Source organism: Bacillus suaedaesalsae (assembly GCF_016890225.1).
GTDB classification, from domain to species: Bacteria; Bacillota; Bacilli; order Bacillales; family SA4; genus Bacillus_BS; species Bacillus_BS suaedaesalsae.
This window is the reverse complement of record NZ_JAFELM010000045.1, coordinates 122,296-142,872: the sequence shown is the minus strand read 5'-3', so window position 1 is coordinate 142,872 and position 20,577 is coordinate 122,296. Positions and strand designations below refer to the sequence as shown.

The 20,577-nt window shown below is 37.1% G+C and carries 24 protein-coding genes and 1 riboswitch; of the genes, 22 read left to right on the top strand and 2 right to left on the bottom strand.

Annotation, left to right across the window (positions count from 1 at the left end; genetic code table 11):
* The first annotated feature begins 125 nt into the window (after positions 1–125).
* From spoIIM to lysA, 20 genes are all read left to right on the top strand, one after another.
* Positions 126–770, top strand: coding sequence for a stage II sporulation protein M (spoIIM, locus tag JR050_RS20035; RefSeq protein ID WP_204205432.1), 645 nt, complete (start codon positions 126–128; stop codon positions 768–770).
* Positions 771–882: 112 nt separating this feature from the next.
* Positions 883–1,341, top strand: a complete 459-nt coding sequence (gene fur / locus JR050_RS20030) for a ferric iron uptake transcriptional regulator (RefSeq protein ID WP_204205431.1) — start codon at positions 883–885, stop codon at positions 1,339–1,341.
* A 634-nt stretch (positions 1,342–1,975) separates the two neighbouring features.
* Positions 1,976–2,203, top strand: coding sequence for a YqzK family protein (locus JR050_RS20025; protein WP_204205430.1), 228 nt, complete (start codon positions 1,976–1,978; stop codon positions 2,201–2,203).
* Between the two features lie 6 nt (positions 2,204–2,209).
* Positions 2,210–3,100 carry a site-specific tyrosine recombinase XerD gene (gene xerD, locus JR050_RS20020; RefSeq protein ID WP_204205429.1) on the top strand — a complete coding sequence of 297 codons (891 nt, stop codon included), beginning with the start codon at positions 2,210–2,212 and terminating at the stop codon, positions 3,098–3,100.
* A gap of 172 nt (positions 3,101–3,272) precedes the next feature.
* Entirely contained in the window at positions 3,273–4,457 is a 1,185-nt protein-coding gene (gene deoB / locus JR050_RS20015) for a phosphopentomutase (protein ID WP_204205428.1), read from the top strand.
* Positions 4,458–4,469: 12 nt separating this feature from the next.
* Positions 4,470–5,297 carry a purine-nucleoside phosphorylase gene (locus tag JR050_RS20010; protein WP_204205427.1) on the top strand — a complete coding sequence of 276 codons (828 nt, stop codon included), beginning with the start codon at positions 4,470–4,472 and terminating at the stop codon, positions 5,295–5,297.
* Positions 5,297–6,118, top strand: coding sequence for a purine-nucleoside phosphorylase (locus JR050_RS20005; protein ID WP_204205426.1), 822 nt, complete (start codon positions 5,297–5,299; stop codon positions 6,116–6,118). Before JR050_RS20010 ends, JR050_RS20005 begins: the two co-directional genes overlap by 1 nt.
* A gap of 29 nt (positions 6,119–6,147) precedes the next feature.
* On the top strand, positions 6,148–7,452 hold the full coding sequence (locus JR050_RS20000; protein WP_204205425.1) for a pyrimidine-nucleoside phosphorylase: 1,305 nt from the start codon (positions 6,148–6,150) through the stop codon (positions 7,450–7,452).
* Positions 7,453–7,612: 160 nt separating this feature from the next.
* The gene (locus tag JR050_RS19995) at positions 7,613–8,779 is read left to right on the top strand and encodes a D-alanyl-D-alanine carboxypeptidase family protein (RefSeq protein ID WP_204205455.1); all 1,167 of its coding nucleotides are present in this window, start codon (positions 7,613–7,615) and stop codon (positions 8,777–8,779) included.
* 107 nt (positions 8,780–8,886) lie between these two features.
* A complete protein-coding gene (gene spoIIAA, locus JR050_RS19990) occupies positions 8,887–9,237 on the top strand; it encodes an anti-sigma F factor antagonist (RefSeq protein WP_204205424.1) in 351 nt (116 codons plus the stop codon).
* 1 nt (position 9,238) lies between these two features.
* Positions 9,239–9,679 carry an anti-sigma F factor gene (gene spoIIAB / locus JR050_RS19985; RefSeq protein ID WP_204205423.1) on the top strand — a complete coding sequence of 147 codons (441 nt, stop codon included), beginning with the start codon at positions 9,239–9,241 and terminating at the stop codon, positions 9,677–9,679.
* Between the two features lie 13 nt (positions 9,680–9,692).
* Entirely contained in the window at positions 9,693–10,451 is a 759-nt protein-coding gene (gene sigF / locus JR050_RS19980) for an RNA polymerase sporulation sigma factor SigF (RefSeq protein ID WP_204205422.1), read from the top strand.
* Positions 10,452–10,641: 190 nt separating this feature from the next.
* A complete protein-coding gene (locus JR050_RS19975; protein WP_204205421.1) occupies positions 10,642–11,265 on the top strand; it encodes a stage V sporulation protein AA in 624 nt (207 codons plus the stop codon).
* Complete coding sequence (locus JR050_RS19970) at positions 11,255–11,677, top strand: stage V sporulation protein AB (protein ID WP_204205420.1); 423 nt, start codon at positions 11,255–11,257, stop codon at positions 11,675–11,677. Before JR050_RS19975 ends, JR050_RS19970 begins: the two co-directional genes overlap by 11 nt.
* A gap of 34 nt (positions 11,678–11,711) precedes the next feature.
* Complete coding sequence (gene spoVAC / locus JR050_RS19965) at positions 11,712–12,152, top strand: stage V sporulation protein AC (protein WP_204205419.1); 441 nt, start codon at positions 11,712–11,714, stop codon at positions 12,150–12,152.
* Positions 12,153–12,182: 30 nt separating this feature from the next.
* A complete protein-coding gene (spoVAD, locus tag JR050_RS19960; protein ID WP_204205418.1) occupies positions 12,183–13,214 on the top strand; it encodes a stage V sporulation protein AD in 1,032 nt (343 codons plus the stop codon).
* Positions 13,202–13,552: a stage V sporulation protein AE gene (spoVAE, locus tag JR050_RS19955; protein ID WP_204205417.1), complete on the top strand. Its 351-nt coding sequence runs from the start codon at positions 13,202–13,204 to the stop codon at positions 13,550–13,552. The genes spoVAD and spoVAE overlap by 13 nt, the downstream gene beginning before the upstream one ends.
* 5 nt (positions 13,553–13,557) lie before the next feature.
* Positions 13,558–14,142, top strand: coding sequence for a stage V sporulation protein SpoVABEA (spoVAEA, locus tag JR050_RS19950; protein WP_204205416.1), 585 nt, complete (start codon positions 13,558–13,560; stop codon positions 14,140–14,142).
* Positions 14,120–15,595 (top strand): spore germination protein, encoded by a 1,476-nt coding sequence (locus JR050_RS19945; protein ID WP_204205415.1) that lies wholly within the window; start codon positions 14,120–14,122, stop codon positions 15,593–15,595. The genes spoVAEA and JR050_RS19945 overlap by 23 nt, the downstream gene beginning before the upstream one ends.
* Positions 15,596–15,748: 153 nt before the next feature.
* Positions 15,749–17,071: a diaminopimelate decarboxylase gene (gene lysA, locus JR050_RS19940; RefSeq protein WP_204205454.1), complete on the top strand. Its 1,323-nt coding sequence runs from the start codon at positions 15,749–15,751 to the stop codon at positions 17,069–17,071.
* A gap of 56 nt (positions 17,072–17,127) precedes the next feature.
* Here the strand turns inward: lysA and JR050_RS19935 are convergent, their stop codons facing one another.
* Entirely contained in the window at positions 17,128–17,994 is an 867-nt protein-coding gene (locus JR050_RS19935; RefSeq protein ID WP_239454498.1) for a DUF1002 domain-containing protein, read from the bottom strand.
* Positions 17,995–18,177: 183 nt separating this feature from the next.
* Positions 18,178–18,618: a peptidylprolyl isomerase gene (locus JR050_RS19930; protein WP_204205414.1), complete on the bottom strand. Its 441-nt coding sequence runs from the start codon at positions 18,616–18,618 to the stop codon at positions 18,178–18,180.
* 152 nt (positions 18,619–18,770) lie between these two features.
* Between JR050_RS19930 and JR050_RS20620 the strand changes: the two genes are divergently transcribed.
* Entirely contained in the window at positions 18,771–18,893 is a 123-nt protein-coding gene (locus JR050_RS20620) for a hypothetical protein (RefSeq protein WP_283244098.1), read from the top strand.
* A 198-nt stretch (positions 18,894–19,091) separates the two neighbouring features.
* A riboswitch (FMN riboswitch) is annotated at positions 19,092–19,241 on the top strand.
* 236 nt (positions 19,242–19,477) lie between these two features.
* Positions 19,478–20,566: a bifunctional diaminohydroxyphosphoribosylaminopyrimidine deaminase/5-amino-6-(5-phosphoribosylamino)uracil reductase RibD gene (ribD, locus tag JR050_RS19925; RefSeq protein WP_204205413.1), complete on the top strand. Its 1,089-nt coding sequence runs from the start codon at positions 19,478–19,480 to the stop codon at positions 20,564–20,566.
* Positions 20,567–20,577: the final 11 nt, after the last annotated feature.

Below are 20,577 nucleotides of genomic sequence, written 5' to 3'. Positions count from 1 at the left end.
ATAGAATCAAGTAAGAGTTCCTTACTAGATTATAAATATACATGTTAGGTGACAATTTGATTCACCAAGCATTTAACAGAATAATATCAAGTTACTTAGAGAAAACAATATAGGAGGATGAAACAATGCGAAAACAATCTTGGAAACATAAAATAGCGCAGCACTTAAAAGACCACTCGTCCATATATTTATTTATCACAGTATTATTTATGATGGGAATTGTTTTTGGGGCGATTGTTGTTAACAGTTTAAGTATTAGTCAGAAGACAGATTTATATTTATATATAAGTCGCTTCTTTGGACAAGTTTCTAATGGAGAGCTTACGAATTCCAATGAAGTATTTATTCAGAGCTATCTTCATCATATTAAGTATGTTGTCTTAATGTGGATTCTAGGAATCTCGATTATTGGTCTACCAGTAATATTAATATTATTATTTTTAAAAGGGATCGTGGTAGGATTCACTGTCGGTTTTCTTGTGAATCAGCTTGGCTGGGAAGGGTTTTTACTTTCATTTGTGTCGGTTTTACCACAAAATTTAATCATAATTCCTGCATTTATCATAACTGGTACAGTAGCAGTTTCTTTCTCTTTACGATTAATCGGACAAATATTAGTAAAGCGAGCGAATATGCCGTTTATGCAGTTTTTTGTTAGATACACTGCCGTAGCAGTTGTTGTGTGTTTATTTATTTTAGTTGCATCTGCTTTCGAAGCATATAGTTCACCTATTTTAATGAAACAAGTTGTTCAAATTATCAATAAATAATTATTATTAAATAAAAATATCTCTAAATATCAGATGATAATTATTTTATTTTGACACTTTCCTCTCATTTGCTATAATTAGGTAGTGAAGGGCGAGGGAGGGAATTTATTTCATGGAAAATAGAATCGACCGGATAAAAAAGCATTTGCATTCTTCCAGTTACAAACTTACTCCTCAACGTGAGGCAACGGTTAGGGTGCTCCTAGAACATGAGGAAGATCATTTAAGCGCGGAAGATGTGTACCTCCTCGTTAAGGAAAAATCTCCTGAAATTGGACTAGCTACTGTATACCGTACGTTAGAATTATTAACAGAACTAAAAGTAGTAGATAAAATTAATTTCGGAGACGGAGTTTCTAGATACGATCTTAGACAAGAGGGAGCTGCACATTTCCATCACCATCTGGTATGTATGGAATGCGGGGCTGTTGATGAAATTCAAGATGACTTATTAGAGGATGTTGAACAAATCGTAGAACGCGATTGGAACTTTAAAATAAAAGATCATCGTCTTACTTTCCATGGTATTTGTTATCGCTGCCATGATAAAGTAGATGCGGAAGAAGAATAATAGTATGTAAAGAGGCTGGGACATAGTATTTCAGCCAATGATAGACCCGACTATTAGGCAATAGCTTTTACCTAATAGTTCGGGTCTTTATTTGTTGCTTTTAATAGATTTGTTTGATTTCGCATACTATTTTAAAAACTAGTGGAATGGAGCGGAAGACACTCGACTCCTGCGGGAAGTAGAGGAAAGGCTGAGACCCCGCAGGCGTAGCCGAGGAGGCTCAGCTTCCTCCCCGCGGAAAGCGAGTGTCTGCAGCGCAATGGAACGAACTAGTTCTTCCACTTAACTGATTAATAAATAACAAAGGGTACGAAAAAAGTATAATATCCAATAGGTAGAATAATTTAGATGTTTTTCGCATTTGAGGATGATTTTTTAGTTATGTCCCAGCCTCTTTACTCATAATTTATTTCAAATACTTTAGACACCAACGGATCATCACGTATGTTGCATTCTAAAGTAATCAAAATCGGATGGTCTGGTGTATTAGGGTATTTTGCCTATCATCAGTAAATTGAACTGTATAATTCACCAATATTTATTGAATAGACAAAATCCATTAATTTATGTATAAAGTTTGTCCTTCTTGGCATATCTTCTAATAAAGAAGAGAAGGTGTATTGGGGGCAATGACATGAAAACGTGGCTTCAACTAGTATTAAATACATTAAAAGTGTTCCTATTGTTTACGGGATGTACAATTATGTTTTATTATGGACTTATGTGGATTAATCAGGAGTATCAAAATTATCATCGCTATGATGAGCCAAAAGGTTCTGCCATCAAGGTAACAGCAAGTCTGACTGAGCCTGAATCTACACTGATTGACCGCTTAATGTTATTTTATAAGTCCGGGGAGTAGAATAAATTGAATGATCAATTACAAGATTTCTTACACTATTTAGTCGTAGAACGAGGACTATCTGACAATACAATTACTTCATATAAACGGGACTTGAAGAAATATATTCAATTTCAAGAAGAAGTAGAGAAGCTTCAATCTTTTGAGGAAGTGACACGCCTACATATTATAAACTTCCTAAAGCATATTAAGGAACTAGGACATTCATCAAGAACAATTGCTAGACATATTGCTTCGATTAGATCGTTTCACCAGTTTTTATTACGAGACAGAGCTGTTTCACACGATCCGTCCGTTCATATTGAAACACCACAGCCTGAACGTACGTTACCGAAAGTATTATCAATGGCTGAGGTTGAGCAGTTATTAGATTCTCCGAGTCTTGATACTGCATTTGGACTTCGTGATAAGGCGATGATTGAAGTTCTATATGCTACCGGAATTCGTGTTTCGGAATTAATTGGGCTAAATTTAGGGGATATCCATTTAACGATGGGCTTCTTAAGATGTATAGGAAAAGGAAACAAGGAACGAATTATACCAATTGGCCGAGCTGCAACCGAATCTCTTGAACAATATATGAATCAAGCAAGAGGCAAGCTAGTCGGTAAAACCAAAACAGATGCATTATTTTTAAATCATCATGGAAATCGACTATCACGACAAGGGTTTTGGAAAATTTTAAAGAGACTGACGGAAGTAGCAAATATTAAAAAGGAACTAACTCCTCATACGTTAAGACATTCTTTTGCCACTCATTTATTAGAGAATGGGGCAGACTTAAGGGCTGTTCAAGAGATGTTAGGACATGCAGATATATCAACGACACAAATTTATACACATGTTACAAAAGCTAGATTAAAAGACGTATATAAAAGCTTTCACCCAAGAGCGTAGTAGAGAAGAGGATTCTCTACTTTTTTTATGTTATAGATTGATAGTTTCCTGAATCAACGTTATACTTTAGTTGTCTGACCTCTGACGTTATTAAACTTGAAAGTTACATAGTAATTGGAATAATGAATGGGAATAATACAAAAACTAAAGAAGTTACTTAAGGAGGTAAAACATGAGTAAGTATCCTTTTAATCGGATTTTTTTAATTGTAATGGATTCAGTAGGTATTGGTGAAGCACCGGATGCAAATAAATTTAATGATGTTGGATCAGATACATTAGGACATATTGCTGAGCATCGAAATGGGTTACACATGCCTAATATGGCAAAGCTCGGTTTAAGTAATATTACAGAAATTAAAGGCATTGAAAAAGCAATGAAACCCCTTGCTTATTATACGAAGATGGAAGAGTCTTCAAATGGTAAGGATACAATGACAGGTCATTGGGAAATCATGGGCTTACATATTGAAACACCCTTTAGGACGTTCCCAAATGGTTTTCCAGATGAATTAATTCAAGATCTAGAAACGAAAACAGGACGCAAAATAATAGGAAATAAGCCTGCTTCTGGCACTGAAATATTAGATGAGTTGGGCAAAGAGCACATGGAAACAGGTGCGTTAATTGTCTATACATCCGCTGACTCTGTATTGCAGATTGCAGCTCATGAAGAAATCGTTCCATTAGATGAATTATATGAAATTTGTGAGTATGCTAGAAAAATTACGTTAGACGAAAAGTATATGGTTGGTCGTATTATCGCTCGTCCTTTTGAAGGGGAACCGGGTAATTTTAAAAGAACGGCGAATAGACATGACTATGCATTAAAACCTTTTGGACGCACAGTTATGAATGAATTGGCTGACAATCATTTAGATGTCATTGCTATTGGGAAAATTTCTGATATCTATGACAATGAAGGCGTAACTAAAACGTTACGAACAAAGTCCAATATGGATGGCATGGATAAGCTAAACGAGACAGTCGCAATGGATTTTACTGGCCTAAGTTTCTTAAATTTAGTAGATTTTGATGCGTTATTCGGACATAGAAGAGATCCGGATGGATACGGCTTGGCATTAGAAGAATACGATGCTCGTTTACCAGAAGTGCTTAACAACTTAAGAAATGATGATCTCTTAATCATCACAGCTGACCATGGAAATGATCCGGTTCATCATGGAACTGATCATACGCGTGAATATGTTCCATTACTAGTATATAGTCCATCCTTTAACGGTGGAAAAGAATTGCCAATCCGTTCTACTTTTGCTGATATTGGTGCATCTATTGCAGAAAATTTCAATGTGACCTTGCCAAAGCACGGCACAAGCTTCTTAAACGAATTAAAATAGGGGGAGATTTAAATGGAAAAAATTCAAATTGAACGTGCCGCTTCTTATATTAAAGATAAATTAACTTCTGGACCTAAGATTGGATTAATATTAGGTTCTGGTCTTGGGGTGTTAGCTGAAGAAATTCAAAACCCAATCACATTGCCTTATCATGAAATACCGGAATTTCCTGTTTCAACAGTAGAAGGACACGCAGGTCAACTTGTCATTGGGGAGTTAGAAGGAATACAAGTAGTTGCCATGCAAGGAAGATTCCATTTCTATGAAGGATATTCATTAGATAAAGTGACGTTCCCTGTACGCGTTATGAAGGAAATTGGTGTAGAAACAGTAATCGTAACGAATGCAGCAGGTGGAGTAAATACTTCATTTAAAGCTGGAGATTTAATGTTAATTACTGACCATATTAATAACATGGGGCAAAACCCTCTAATTGGTCCGAATAATCCTGAATTTGGCGTTCGTTTTCCTGATATGTCTGCTGCTTACTGCCCTAAACTACGTGCAAAAGCAAAAGACGTTGCATCAAGCTTAGGTATATCTTTACAAGAGGGAGTTTACGTTGGTAACACTGGTCCTTCCTATGAAACTCCAGCAGAGGTTCGCATGATCCGTACACTTGGTGGAGACGCGGTTGGTATGTCTACCGTTCCAGAGGTTATCGTTGCACGTCATGCTGGCTTAACCGTTTTAGGGATATCTTGTATCTCGAACATGGCAGCGGGAATTTTAGATCAGCCATTAACCCATGATGAAGTGATGGAAACGACAGAAATGGTAAAAACAAGCTTCCTATCACTTGTAAAAGGAACGGTTAAGGAGATCGGGGGAAACAATTAATGGAGAACGTTTATGGGAAAATGAGAGAAGCGGTTGAGTATATTGAAAGTCAAACAAAGCTTAAGCCAGAATTCGGGCTTATCTTAGGCTCTGGACTTGGGGAATTAGCTGATGAAATTGAAGATGCTATAAAAATTGATTACGAGAACATTCCGAACTTTCCAATTTCAACGGTTGAAGGACATGCAGGGAAGCTAGTAGTTGGTAAACTATTAGGAAAAAATGTTATTGCGATGCAAGGTCGGTTTCATTACTATGAAGGCTATTCAATGCAAGAAGTCACATTCCCTGTTCGTGTAATGAAAGGATTAGGTGTTCATTCAATCGTCGTAACAAATGCTTGTGGTGGAATGAATAAAGACTTTGTACCTGGTGATTTAATGTTAATTGAGGATCACTTAAATATGACAGGGGCAAATCCGTTAATTGGTCCAAACGAAGCAAACTTCGGTCCTCGTTTCCCAGATATGAGCCGCGCCTATTCACCAGAATACATCAAGAAGGCTAAAAAAGTTGCACAAACCTTAAATATAAATGTCCAACAAGGTGTATATGCTGGAATAACAGGACCTACATACATGACACCAGCAGAATTAATCATGCTTCGCAACTTAGGTGCAGATACGATTGGGATGTCCACAGTACCTGAAGTAATTGTAGCGAGTCATATGGGATTAAAGGTATTAGGAATATCATGTGTAACAGATATGGCGATCGGTGAAGAACTAGAGCCATTAACTCACGACCAAGTTGTAGAAGTAGCTAACCGAGCAAAGCCGAAATTCATTAGCTTAGTAAAAGAATTTTTAGCGGTTGTTTAATCAGTCAAAAAAAATGAGGTGTTTGACTAATGAGAATGGTTGATATTATTGAAAAGAAGAGAGACGGAGAAGCTCTTACAAAAGATGAGATTAATTTCGTCATTCAAGGATATACAAACGGAGAAATTCCTGATTATCAGATGAGTGCTTTTTCGATGGCGATTTATTTTCAAGATATGTCGCCTGAAGAGCGTGCCTATCTAACTATGGCTATGGTTGAATCTGGAGACCAAATTGATCTATCCATGATTGATGGGATAAAAGTAGATAAGCATAGTACAGGTGGAGTAGGCGATACGACAACATTAGTATTAGGACCACTGGTGGCAGCAGTTGGTGTTCCGGTAGCTAAGATGTCTGGACGTGGTTTAGGTCATACTGGTGGAACAATCGATAAATTGGAAGCGGTAGATGGATTTACAGTTGAAATTTCGAATGAAAAATTTATTGACTTAGTGAATGAACATAAAATAGCAATTATTGGACAAAGTGGAAACTTAACACCTGCTGATAAAAAGCTTTATGCATTGCGTGATGTAACCGCAACAGTAAATGCCATTCCACTAATTGCAAGTTCAATTATGAGTAAGAAAATTGCCGCAGGTGCAGATGCTATCGTACTTGATGTAAAAACAGGTGCTGGAGCCTTTATGAAAGATCTAGAAGGTTCTAAGCAACTAGCTCAGGCGATGGTTGAAATTGGTAATAACGTTGGACGGAAAACGATGGCGATTATATCTGACATGAGCCAACCTTTAGGGTTTGCGATAGGTAACTCATTAGAAGTTAAAGAAGCAATCGACACCTTGCAAGGAAAAGGACCAAAAGACTTAGAAGAGCTTTGCTTAACACTTGGAAGTTACATGGTTTATTTAGCTAATGAAGCTTCTTCACTTGAAGAAGCCCGTCAAAAGTTAGTAGACGTAATGAATAACGGAAAAGCACTTGAAACTTTTAAAATCTTCTTAACTAATCAAGGTGGAGATGCTTCGGTAGTTGACAATCCAGAGAAGCTTCCTCAAGCCAGCTATATTATAGAAGTTCCTGCTCAAGCGGACGGTCATGTATCCGAAATTATTGCCGATGAAATTGGAACAGCTGCAATGATTTTAGGAGCTGGAAGAGCAACGAAGGAATCTACAATTGATTTGGCAGTAGGTTTAGTCTTAAATAAGAAAGTCGGAGATTCTGTATCAAAAGGAGAATCTCTTGTTACCATCCATAGTAACTCAGAAAATGTGGAGGAAATAAAGAACCGAATTTATGAATCCATTTCAATATCTGATACCAAGGTAGATGCACCAACATTAATTTATACGACAATTACTTCTTAAACTGGGGAAATCTCCCCGGTTTTTCTTTATCTCCTAGACTTTCTCCTCCACTCTTAATGGTCTCAAAAGAAAAAATTGGATATTCTTCCAAAATTCCTGTATAAATGTCATCTGTTTTGAAAATAATGACAGGTATAAAGAATGGAGGGTTTCTGTAATGATGAAAAAACTTTTACACCGTATTGTATACATCTCTATTGCGTTATCATTGTTTTTACCCACTTTTGCAATGGCTGAAGAATCTGAATTGAACTTAGCTGCGGATGCAAAATCTGCAATCCTGATTGAACGTGATACTGGAACAGTTCTTTATGATAAGAATAGTAATGAAAAGCTTCCACCAGCAAGTATGACGAAGATTATGACAATGATTTTAATTATGGAGGCTATTGATAAAGGGAATTTAATGCTAGATGAAAAGGTTCGAACTAGTGAATATGCCGCTTCAATGGGAGGTTCTCAAATCTTCCTAGAGCCAGGTGAGGAAATGACAGTTGAGCAAATGTTAAAAGGAATTGCCATAGCATCTGGTAATGATGCATCTGTTGCAATGGCTGAAAGAATTGCAGGATCAGAAGAGAACTTCGTCAAAATGATGAATGAAAAAGTGAAGGAACTTGATTTGAAGGATACTCACTTTGTCAATCCAACCGGTCTACCTGCAAAGGATCATTACAGTACCGCTCATGACATGGCGTTAATGGCGAAAGAACTATTAAAATACGAGATGATCACAAAGTTTACTAGCCTATATGAAGATTATTTGCGCGAAGGAACTGACAAGAAGTTTTGGCTTGTTAATACAAATCGTTTAGTAAAGTTTTATCCGGGAGTAGACGGATTGAAGACGGGATATACAAGCGAAGCGAAGTATTGCTTAACTGCTACAGCGAAGAAAGATAATATGCGTGTCATTGCAGTAGTTATGGGTGCCTCCACTCCGAAAGACCGTAACGCACAAGTAACAAAGATGTTAGATTATGCATTCAGCCAATACAAAACACATCCAATGTTAGAACGTTCTGCAGTCGTTTCTAAGGTGAAAGTTAGTAAAGGCGCAACAAAGACAGTAGATGCCGTTACATCAGAGAGCATTTCAATATTAACAAAAAAAGGTGAAGCGGTGGATGATGTTACTCAAGAAATCGTTTTAAAGGAGGATCTAAAAGCTCCTGTTAAAAAAGGCGATGAAATTGGACAATTAATATTAAAGAAAGACGATAAGGTAATGATTGATAGTAAACTTGTAGCAGCAAAAGATGTTGAGATGGCATCTTGGTGGCAATTATTTAAACGTACCGTTGGTTTATTCACGAAAACTTCCTAATATGTTGACTAATTTAGGCGAAAAAGCACTAGTTTTGTCAGGTGGGAAGGAATTTGACATCTTTTATAGAAATTGACTCACTAGCTTAAATTAAGGAGGAATAGGTAGTGAGTCTTTCCATCGACTTAGAAGTTAAACACAACGTACTATGCATCCGTCTTGTAGGAGAGTTAGATCATCATACAGCGGAAGAGTTGCGTACAAGAGTTACAGATTCATTAGAAAAGAATTCAATTAATCACATCATATTAAATTTAGAGCATCTTTCTTTTATGGACAGCTCTGGTTTAGGTGTTATTTTAGGACGTTATAAGCAAATTAAAAACGCGGGTGGAGAGATGGTAGTTTGTTCAATCTCACCTGCTGTAAAACGGTTGTTTGACATGTCAGGTTTATTTAAAATTATTCGCTTAGAAGAAAGCGAACAGTTTGCACTCCAAACATTGGGGGTGGCCTAACATGAGAAACGAAATGCATATTCAATTTTCTGCTCTTAGCCAAAACGAGTCATTTGCTCGTGTTACAGTAGCTGCTTTTATTACTCAACTTGACCCAACCATGGATGAGCTAACCGAGATTAAAACAGTTGTATCAGAAGCAGTTACAAATGCGATTATTCATGGTTATGAGAATGATCCAAAAGGAATTGTTTATATCTCCGTTGTATTAGACGAAAATACTGTTCATCTTACAATTCGTGATGAAGGTATTGGAATTTACGATGTAGAAGAAGCTCGTCAGCCATTATTTACAACAAAGCCTGAGCTTGAGCGTTCTGGAATGGGCTTTACCATCATGGAGAACTTTATGGATGATTTTGATATTGATTCTCATGAAACAAGAGGAACTACCATCCGTCTAACTAAGCATTTAACGAACAGCAAAGCGCTTTGTAATTAAGGGAGAATGGTGTATGGATGTGGAGGTCAAGAAAGAGAAGAACGAAACATACTTAAAAGATCATGAAGTAAAAGAATTAATTAAGCGAAGTCAAACTGGTGAGCAAGCAGCTAGGGACTTAATCATTCAAAAAAACATGCGTTTAGTATGGTCAGTGGTTCAGCGCTTCTTAAATAGAGGCTATGAGCCTGATGATTTGTTCCAAATTGGGTGTATTGGTCTCCTCAAATCGGTAGATAAATTTGACCTGACTTTTGACGTGAAATTCTCAACGTACGCAGTACCGATGATTATTGGAGAAATTCAACGATTTATCCGTGATGACGGAACGGTAAAGGTGAGTCGATCGTTAAAAGAAACAGGAAATAAAATTAGAAAAGCAAAGGACGAACTATCAAAAATTCTTGGAAGAGTTCCGACGATTCACGAGATTGCGGAGAAATTAGAAATAACTCCGGAAGATGTTGTTCTTGCTCAAGAAGCGAGTCGTGCTCCATCTTCGATACATGAGACAGTGTATGAAAATGATGGAGATCCGATTACACTTTTAGACCAGATTGCGGACGAAACCGAGACAGGGTGGTTCGATAAGATAGCACTTAAAGAAGCGATTAGAGACTTGGATGATCGGGAAAGACTTATTGTGTACTTGCGATACTACAAAGATCAAACACAATCAGAAGTCGCCTCCCGTTTAGGGATATCACAAGTTCAAGTTTCAAGGCTAGAAAAGAAAATACTACAACAAATGAAAGATCGAATGGGCGTTTAATCCCATTCGATCTTTTTTAATGTTTCCATGCTTTATCACTTTAAAGGAGTGGGGGCCTGTCCCCCACTCCCTTAAAGTGATAAAGCGAAAAGCTTGGTAATTAATGGAGTCTTCGCCATTTGAGAATCAGAGAATCTGTTAACAAGCATACTACATCTACAAGGAAATTCTTGTGTAGGATGTGAGAACGATGGAAGAAACTTTATATATTAGAATGCGCCACAAGATCTTAGTCAAACCTAATCACACCGTAACCATCGGAAATCTTGCGCAGATTATTTCAAGTGAATCGTTAAAAGAAAAAATCGAAAATATGGTCGTTTATCATGTCAATATGAGTGATAAGAACATTGTTGTTATTGATGTGATGACAGTTATTGATAAAATTCACTCCACATACCCTGCTATTGATATTCAGTCCATTGGACCGACACAATCTATTGTCGAAATCGAGTATAGGAAACGGAAGTTCTCACTAGTGTACTTCATTGGTGTTTGGCTACTCCTTTTTATCGGTGCGGCACTTACCATTATGAACTTTCATGAAGATGTTAGTATGAGAGAAGTACATCAACGAATTTACTTTATCATTACAGGTAAACACAATGAAAAACCATTATTACTTCAGATACCTTACTCGTTTGGTCTTGGTCTTGGTATGATTTTATTTTTTAACCATTTATTTAAGAAGCGTATTAATGAAGAACCAAGTCCACTTGAAGTTGAAATGTTTAACTATCAACAAGATTTAGACCGATACGTCATGCTTAAAGAAAACAAAGAAAGTGTAAAGAAGTTACACGATGGTAATTAAATATCTCCTCGTCATATTTATCGGTCTTGCAGGTGGTCTCGCTGTTGGTGCAGGAATTGTTGCCTTTTTATCGGTACTAGGAATTATACCAAGACTAACACAACTTACAAAAACAGTAGCCTATGTACAAGGTTATGAATGGGGAATAGTTGGAGGAGCAATAATTGGTGGGATTCTAAGCTTGAGAGACTATAGTTTCTTTATGTCATCCTATTGGCTAATTCCACTTGGAGCAATGTATGGAATATTTGTAGGTATGTTAGCTGCCGCATTAACAGAAGTGTTAAATGTTTTTCCAATCCTTTCAAAACGCATGGGTATTTATGATCGAATTATCATTTTACTCATGGCAATCGTAATGGGAAAAATTGTAGGTTCACTTTATCATTGGATTTATTTTGTGGATTTATAGAAAGGAGAGAGACGCTTTGGGTAAGAGGACTACAATGAAAAAGGATTACTTAAAGCAAATAAAATCTTTTCACCCCAAAACACCGTATATTTCAAACTGTATAAAGGCCTTCATAGTGGGAGGTTTAATTTGTACACTAGGACAAGTCATTCAAAATTTTTTTATTGACGTATTTGACTTTACAGAAAAAAGTGCGGGTAATCCAACCGTCGCTACGTTAATACTCCTATCATCTATATTAACTGGCTTAGGTATTTACGATAAAATTGGGCAGTTTGCTGGAGCGGGATCTGCTGTTCCAGTGACAGGCTTTGCTAACTCCATGACGAGTGCAGCATTAGAACATCGTAGTGAAGGAATTGTTTTAGGTGTTGCTACGAACATGTTTAAATTAGCTGGGAATGTCATAGTATTTGGAGTTGTGTCTGCCTATATTGTCGGCATTATTAGATATATCATTCGATTCGTTTTCTAAGAAAGATTTGGCTATCCTGGAGGGAAGAGTATGAAGCTAGCTGGAAGACAAACATGGTTGTTTCAAGATGACATTTTTGTTCAATCCACCGGCACAGCAGTTGGTCCAATGGAGTCGAATGGACCCCTAAGTTCTTATTACGATAAAACTTTTAATGACTTATATTGTGGGGAAGAAAACTGGGAGCTTGCGGAAAGACGTCTAATGAATGAGGCGATTGAGTTAAGTTTGTCAAAAGTAAATGCCACAAAAGAAGACGTTGATTTACTTCTAGCGGGAGATTTACTTAATCAAAATGTAACCAGTAATTATGTAGCTAGAACACAGCAAATACCATTCTTATGTATGTTTGGAGCCTGTTCAACTTCAATGGAAACACTGGCGGTAGGATCAGCGTTACTTGATGGTGGTTTTGCTAATCAAGTGATTGCTGCAACAAGTAGTCATAATGCTACTGCAGAACGGCAATTTAGAAATCCAACGGAATATGGTGGACAAAAACCGGATACAGCTACTTTCACGGTTACAGGTGCTGGCTCAATTATGATTTCAAAAAAGAAAAGTCCGATTAAAATAACAAGTGCCACGATTGGAAAGGTGATCGATTACGGTGTAACAAATCCAAACGATATGGGATCGGCAATGGCACCAGCTGCAGCAGATACAATTAAACAACATCTACTCGATTTAAATCGGACACCAGAAGATTATGACTTAATTGTAACAGGTGATTTATCCTCTGTTGGTTCTCCCATTCTTAGAGAATTATTATTAGAAGACGAAATAGACATTTCCGCTGTTCATAATGATTGTGGATTAATGGTGTATTCACCTGATCAAGAAGTATTTGCTGGAGGTAGTGGCTGCGGCTGCTCTGCAGTTGTAACATATTCTTATCTTTTAGATCAAATCAAAGTTGGTAAATATAAACGTATTTTCGTGGTTGCGACAGGTGCCTTATTAAATCCAATTATGATTCAACAAAAAGAAACGATACCTACCATTGCTCATGGTGTTGTGTTCGAAGCAAATCAAGAAGGTGAGAATTCATGGAATACGTAACTGCATTTTTAGTTGGCGGTGCTATATGTATTATTGGTCAGTTGCTTTTAGATTTCGCTAAACTAACACCAGCTCATGTAATGAGTATTTTTGTCGTAACGGGAGCGGTTTTAGATGGTTTTGGAATTTACGACAAGCTGATTGAATTTGCAGGAGCAGGGGCTACTGTACCAATCACAAGCTTTGGACATTCCTTGCTTCATGGTGCAATGGAACAAGCAGATGAACATGGATTTGTAGGAATAGGAATGGGAATATTCGAGCTAACGAGTGCAGGTATTTCTTCTGCAATACTATTTTCTTTTATCATAGCCCTAATCTTTAAGCCGAAAGGATAATGAGGATGGAGAAGAAGAGAAAGGTTATTCTTGTAACAGATGGTGATGAATATGCATTGAGAGCGGTCCAACATGCGGCGACAAGCATTGGTGGACGTTGCATTTCGCAATCACAAGGTAATCCCTCCCTGCTTTCTGGAAAAAAGCTAGTAAACCTTATCTTACAAACTCCATATGATCCTGTTTTCGTTTTATTTGATGACTGTGGCTACATTGGCGAGGGAGCAGGAGAACGTGCCTTGATATACGTTGCGAATCACAGGCAAATTGAGGTTCTAGGGGTTATTGCTGTTGCCTCAAATTCCCACCAAGATGAATGGTCAAAGATTGATGTATGCATTGATCGATTTGGAGAATTAACAGAGTTTGGCATTGACAAAAATGGACTACAGGAACTAGAAGTTGGCAGAATAAATGGAGACACAGTATATTGTCTAGATCAATTAAATGTACCAATTATTGTTGGGATAGGTGACATTGGCAAGATGGCAGGAAAAGATGATATTTCAAAAGGATGTCCAATTACGATGAAGGCAGTTGAAATCATCCTAGAAAGGAATGGACTTAATGAGCGAGAAATCGAAAAGTAATGAACCGATATCTCCAAAACTTGCGGCTAATGAGCAATATTTAAAAGACCGCGTAGGTTTTGGTACTAGCTTTGATTTAGGGATACGGAAATTTAAAATATTAGGAACTAATATTAATATGCTCTTTATAAGCGGGCTAGTTGATTCACAATTTATAGTTGACATACTTAGAGAACTTGTTGACCTGAATGAAAAAGAAAAAGCGAATGGTAACGCTATAGGTGTACTTGAAAACCGTATTAATCATCAACAGGTTGCTGTAATTCGAAATCTTGATGAGGTTGTGGATCAAGTACTTTCTGGTTTAGTTGTATTTTTAGTAGAGGGTGAAGAAAAAGGATTAGTAGTTGACCTTAGAAGCTATCCAGGTCGTTCGCCACAAGAACCAGATACCGAGAAAGTAATTAGGGGAGCAAGAGATGGTTACACTGAAAATTTGATAGTCAATACAGCATTAACGAGAAGAAGAATAAGAGATGAACGACTACGAAACGAGATATTAAAAGTTGGTGAACGCTCGAAGACTGATGTATGTATTTCTTATATATCTGATGTTGCAGACCCGGATCTTGTTGATATTATAAAAAAGGAAATCCAAAGCATTGAAACAGATGGATTAACGATGGCAGATAAGACAGTAGAAGAATTTATCGTTAAACAAGGCTATAATCCATATCCACTAGTTCGTTACACGGAAAGACCTGACGTTGCTGCGGCACATCTATTAGAAGGACATGTCATTATTATGGTAGATACATCACCAAGTGTCATTATTACGCCAACAACGATGTTTCATCATGTTCAGCATGCAGAGGAATATCGTCAAGCTCCATCAGTTGGAACGTTTGTTAGATGGGTCCGTTTTCTTGGTATTATTGCATCTTTATTCCTTTTACCTTTATGGCTATTATTCGTTCTTGAACCACATCTTTTACCTGAACCTATAAGCTTTATCGGACCAAACGAAAAGACGAATATCCCGATAATTGTTCAGATTTTCCTTGCTGATTTTGGTATAGAGTTTTTAAGAATGGCAGCCATCCATACTCCAACTCCATTATCAACAGCGATGGGGTTAATAGCAGCAGCGTTAATTGGACAGATCGCGATCGATGTAGGAATGTTCGTGCCTGAAGTCATCTTATATGTTGCTGTAGCCGCGATCGGATCGTTTACTACTCCAAGTTACGAGTTAAGTATTGCAAACAAAATGTCTAGACTAATTTTGTTAATACTAGTAGCTCTATTCCACGTGCCTGGTTTAATAGTAGGGTTTACGTTATATGTATTATTTCTAGCGAGTATTCGATCGCTCAATACACCATATTTATGGCCATTTTTACCATTTGAACCGATGGCGTTTTTGAAAATCGTGTTCAGACCTTCTGTGCCTGGCTCTAAATATCGTCCTAGCATTGTAAATGCAAAGAACCGTAAAAGACAGCCTGCTTAATCTATTGCATGAATTATCTAAATATGATATCGTTTGTTTAGCGAAGTAAAGTGCTAAACACTATAATTCATACAGTTAATAGCGATGAATCGCTATTAACTGTTTTTTTAAATTGATAATGAAGCTACACTTTGATTATGAGGAGAGAGTATGATGTTCTTACACGGTACGAGTACGGTAAATAATAAAGGTCACCTAGAAATTGGCGGAGTTGATACAATTGACTTGGCTACGAATTATGGAACACCGCTTTATGTTTATGACGTTGCCCTAATAAAGGAACGTGCTCAAGGTTTTATCAAAACTTTTGATAAATTAGGTGTAAAGGCTCAAGTCGCTTATGCTAGTAAAGCTTTCTCCTCAATCGCCGTGTTTCAACTTGTTGAAGAGGAAGGTTTAAGTCTAGATGTCGTTTCGGGTGGAGAATTATATACGGCCATTGCTGCCGGATTCCCAGTTGAACGTATTCACTTCCATGGTAATAATAAAAGTGTTCATGAAATCGAAATGGCTCTTCAAGCAGGAATTGGATGCTTCGTTGTTGATAACTTCTATGAGTTAACACTTTTAGAGGAAACGTGTAGACAACTGCAGAAAAAAGCAAAAATCCTTATTCGAATTACACCGGGAATCGAAGCCCATACACATGATTACATTTTAACTGGACAGGAAGATTCGAAGTTCGGTTTTGACTTGCAAAGTGGACAGGCTGATGAAGCATTGAAGTTAATTCAAACGTTTGATTTTGTCGAGCTACTAGGAATACACTCCCACATTGGTTCGCAAATTTTTGAAACAACAGGATTCATAATGGCTGCAGAGAAGCTATTTGAGAAAATTAATGATTGGAACATCAAGTTTAAGTACACTCCTAAAGTTGTAAACTTAGGTGGAGGATTTGGTATTCGCTATACTTCAGAAGATGATCCTATTCCTGTTTCTCGATATGTTGAGGAAATTGTGGCTGCAGTGAATGTGAAAGTAAAGGAATACAACCTTGAGATGCCTGAAATTTGGATTGAGCCAGGAAGATCTTTAGTTGGAGATGCTGGAACAACGTTATACTCAATTGGTTCAAGAAAAGAAGTACCGAATGTAAGAAAATATGTGGCAGTTGACGGTGGAATGAGTGACAATATTAGACCTGCATTATATGAAGCAAAGTACGAGGCAGTCATTGCGAATCGGATGAGAGATGAAAATGAAGAAGTCGTTTCAATAGCGGGTAAATGCTGTGAATCTGGAGATATGTTAATATGGGATCTTCCGTTACCTAAAAGTACTTCTGATGATATATTAGCTGTATTTTGTACAGGTGCCTACGGTTATTCCATGGCAAACAACTATAATCGCATCCCACGTCCAGCTGTTGTGTTTGTGGAAAATGGACAGGCTGAATTAGTAGTAAAACGTGAAAGCTATGAAGATTTAGTAAAATTAGATGTACCTTTAAAAAAAGTAATAAAACAAAAATAAGAGCCAACCGGCTCTTATTTTTTGTTTGGATTGCTTTCAGATCGTTACGAAAAAAATTAGTTAAATAGAGCTTTAATTGCATCAATAACACTAACTAAAAATTCTTGAAGTTTCGTTAAGAATGATTGACCTTCTTCAGATTGTAAGAAAGTTGTTAGCTTTTCTTTTGCAATATTTAATTGATCTCCTACTTGATTCCAATCAATATTTAATTCTTTCATCTTATTGAATAGGGCAATTAAGCTATTAATATCTTGTTCTGTTAATGTAACACCAAGCTCTGCTGCTGCTGCTTCGATAATTGCGCGCAATTCCGCATCTGTTTTTGGTGCGTTTTTCGCCATTTCTTCTTTAATTTTCGCCATTAGTGCAGCTGCTTCTTCTGTACCTAGCTTATCACCAAGTTCAGCCGTTTTAACCATTTCCTCATTGGCAACTTTTTTTACATCCTCAGGAATTGCTTCATCAGAAGATAACTCATAAGCCTTAATTAACCCTGTAAGGGCTGCTGTACCGGATACATCAAACGGTGCTGTGATGTAGATTGTCGCATCTTTTACACCAGCTGTAATAAGAGCGTTTGTATACATCGCATCTGTTACCCATGTGATGTTGTTCGTCTTTACTTTTAAACCTGAGTTTGGTTCATCTATAGTAATGATCGTAGATGAGATTGCACGAGAACCAATTTGTCCTTTTGGTATGAACTCACCTAAATATTTGTGTTCTTCGTCATTTGAAACTGTTACAACTTGAATATCAGCAGGTGCTTCCATTTCAGCTAACATTGCTGTCTTTTGTTCTTCAGTTAAGTTTTCACCAAGTGTTACAATTTTGTCTCCAACCGCTGCATCAGCCATTGCTGTAATTGGTAGTGTAAATAGTGATAAAAGTAATAGACCAATAAAAAACTTCTTTTTCAAGGATATCTCTCCTTTCAAATTTTCCACCTATACAGTATATACACGTTTTAGGGCAGAATATAAACCATAATTTACTATACCATAAAAAATAGTACCCGTGTCCTATAAAAGGATGTTAAGGTAAAAAATGTAAAAGACCGACTATTATGAATAGACGGTCTTTTGGTAAGTTATGATATAAAATTAAGCTTCAGTAATTTCTACTTTCTCCATTACATCACCATTTCTCATTGCTTTAACATGTTCCATTCCAGAAGTTACTTTACCGAAAACAGTATGAACACCGTTTAGATGTGGTTGTGGGTCATGAACGATAAAGAATTGACTTCCACCAGTGTCTTTACCAGCATGCGCCATTGATAATGATCCTTCAACGTGCTTATGAGGGTTTCCTTCTGTTTCACATTTAATAGTGTAACCAGGACCACCAGTACCAGTTCCATTTGGACATCCACCTTGGCTGACAAAGCCAGGAATAACGCGGTGGAAAGTTAACCCATTATAGTAACCTTCATTTGTTAGCTTTTCAAAGTTTGCAACTGTACCTGGTGCTTCATTTGGATAAAGTTCAAATTCAACTTTTTCTCCATTTTGTAAATGAATAGTCCCTTTTTTTGTAGACATAACGACATCTCCTTTTATGTATCAAAATTAAACAAGTTCTATCATACCATTTTTATATGTAAATGAAAAAGAGTATGGATTATTTATTCAGTTTAAATGGATAACAACTGTATAAACTAAACACTAGATTGAAGAGAAAAGGAGGGATATTTGTGGTAAAACGTAATGAAAAAACCTCAGAACAGGTAGACCAAAAAGCATTAGTGAACGAAAAAGCACATAGAGAAAACAAGCACATCCGCCAAGTTAGCCCAACTGGCGTTCCAAATCAATAAAAAGAGTCAAGGAGCCAAATGGCTTCTTTTTTGTAGGTGAAGTCTTACCCATCTCTAACATATAGCTTTTTGTATTGTGTATAATAGTTGGTTAAAAGATTAATTTAAATGATGTGGATCCACCAGTCTTTCCTCAGTCCAAAAGCTCAAACTAGACAACGAAGGAATGAATTATGCTATAATGATGAAAATTAAATAATTATCCTTCGGGGCAGGGTGAAATTCCCTACCGGCGGTGATGGGTCAATACGATCCAAAGCCCGTGAGCCTTTTATTTTATGTGTCATAAAGAGCTGATTTGGTGAAATTCCAAAGCCGACAGTATAGTCTGGATGGGAGAAGGATGTTAACGTAATAAGAGGTAGTACTATTTAAATAGTATGATTTTCTGTCACTTTGCTCATTTGTAATTTTATATACACATTTGAGGTTTATTTGACATGCACAGAAAACCTTTTATTTATACATACATCTAACTCCTTAGGAAAAACTCCTAAGGTTTTCTTTTTTTACCATATGCTTTTGAACTCATCAAATTAGTCAATAAGATAAAAGTGAATTATACAATTTTTGGAGGTTAAGCTATGACTGACAAAGAGTATATGCAGGTTGCTTTAACTCTAGCAAGAAGTGTGAAGGGGCAAACATCACCAAATCCTCCAGTTGGCTCTGTTGTTGTAAAAAATGGACGTATTATTGGAATGGGTGCTCATTTAAAAGCAGGTGAGGGACACGCAGAGGTTCAAGCGATTAAAATGGCAGGTGGAGAAGTTGAAGGAGCTACTGTTTATGTGACATTAGAGCCGTGCAGCCATTTCGGAAAAACCCCACCTTGCTCTAACCTTTTAATAGATAGTAGAGTTTCACGTGTTGTAGTTGCAACAACTGATCCTAATCCGTTAGTCGCTGGTAAGGGAATTGAACGTATTCGTAAAGCTGGTATTGAAGTTGAAGTTGGAGTTTTGCAAGAGGAAGCAAATGAGTTATATGAGATGTTCTTTTATTATATCTCAACGAAAAAACCATATGTAACTTTGAAAACAGCACTAACTCTAGATGGAAAAACTGCTTCTCATACTGGTAGCAGTCAATGGATTACTGGCGTGGAAGCAAGAGAAGATGTACATAAATATCGTCACACCCACGATGCCATATTAGTTGGTGTAAATACAGTGCTTAAGGATGATCCAAGCCTTACAACGAGGTTGCCTAATGGAGGATTACATCCAACTAGAATTGTGTTAGATCATCATTTGAGAACACCACTCGATGCTAAGCTGGTAAATGATCAAGAAAGTACAACATGGATAGTAGTTAACTCACATGTAACCGAAGAGCAAATGGCACCTTTCATTGATAGAGGAGTAAAAATTATTCAGCAAGCCGGTGAGAAAATAGATATACCTTCGTTATTAGAAAAGCTTGGTGAACTTTCCATTACGTCGATACTAGTCGAAGGCGGCTCTGAAGTGAATGGGAGTTTCTTGCAACATCATGCGTTTAATCAAGTTGTGACGTATATAGCCCCAAAACTAATTGGTGGAAAGCTTGCCCCAGGTTTTATAGGTGGGACAGGAATTGCAGATATGAATGATGCAGCACAATTACAATATAAATCAATTGAGCAACTGGGTGAAGATATAAAGATTGTCGCTGTTCCATATCACTCATAAAAGGGGAGGAA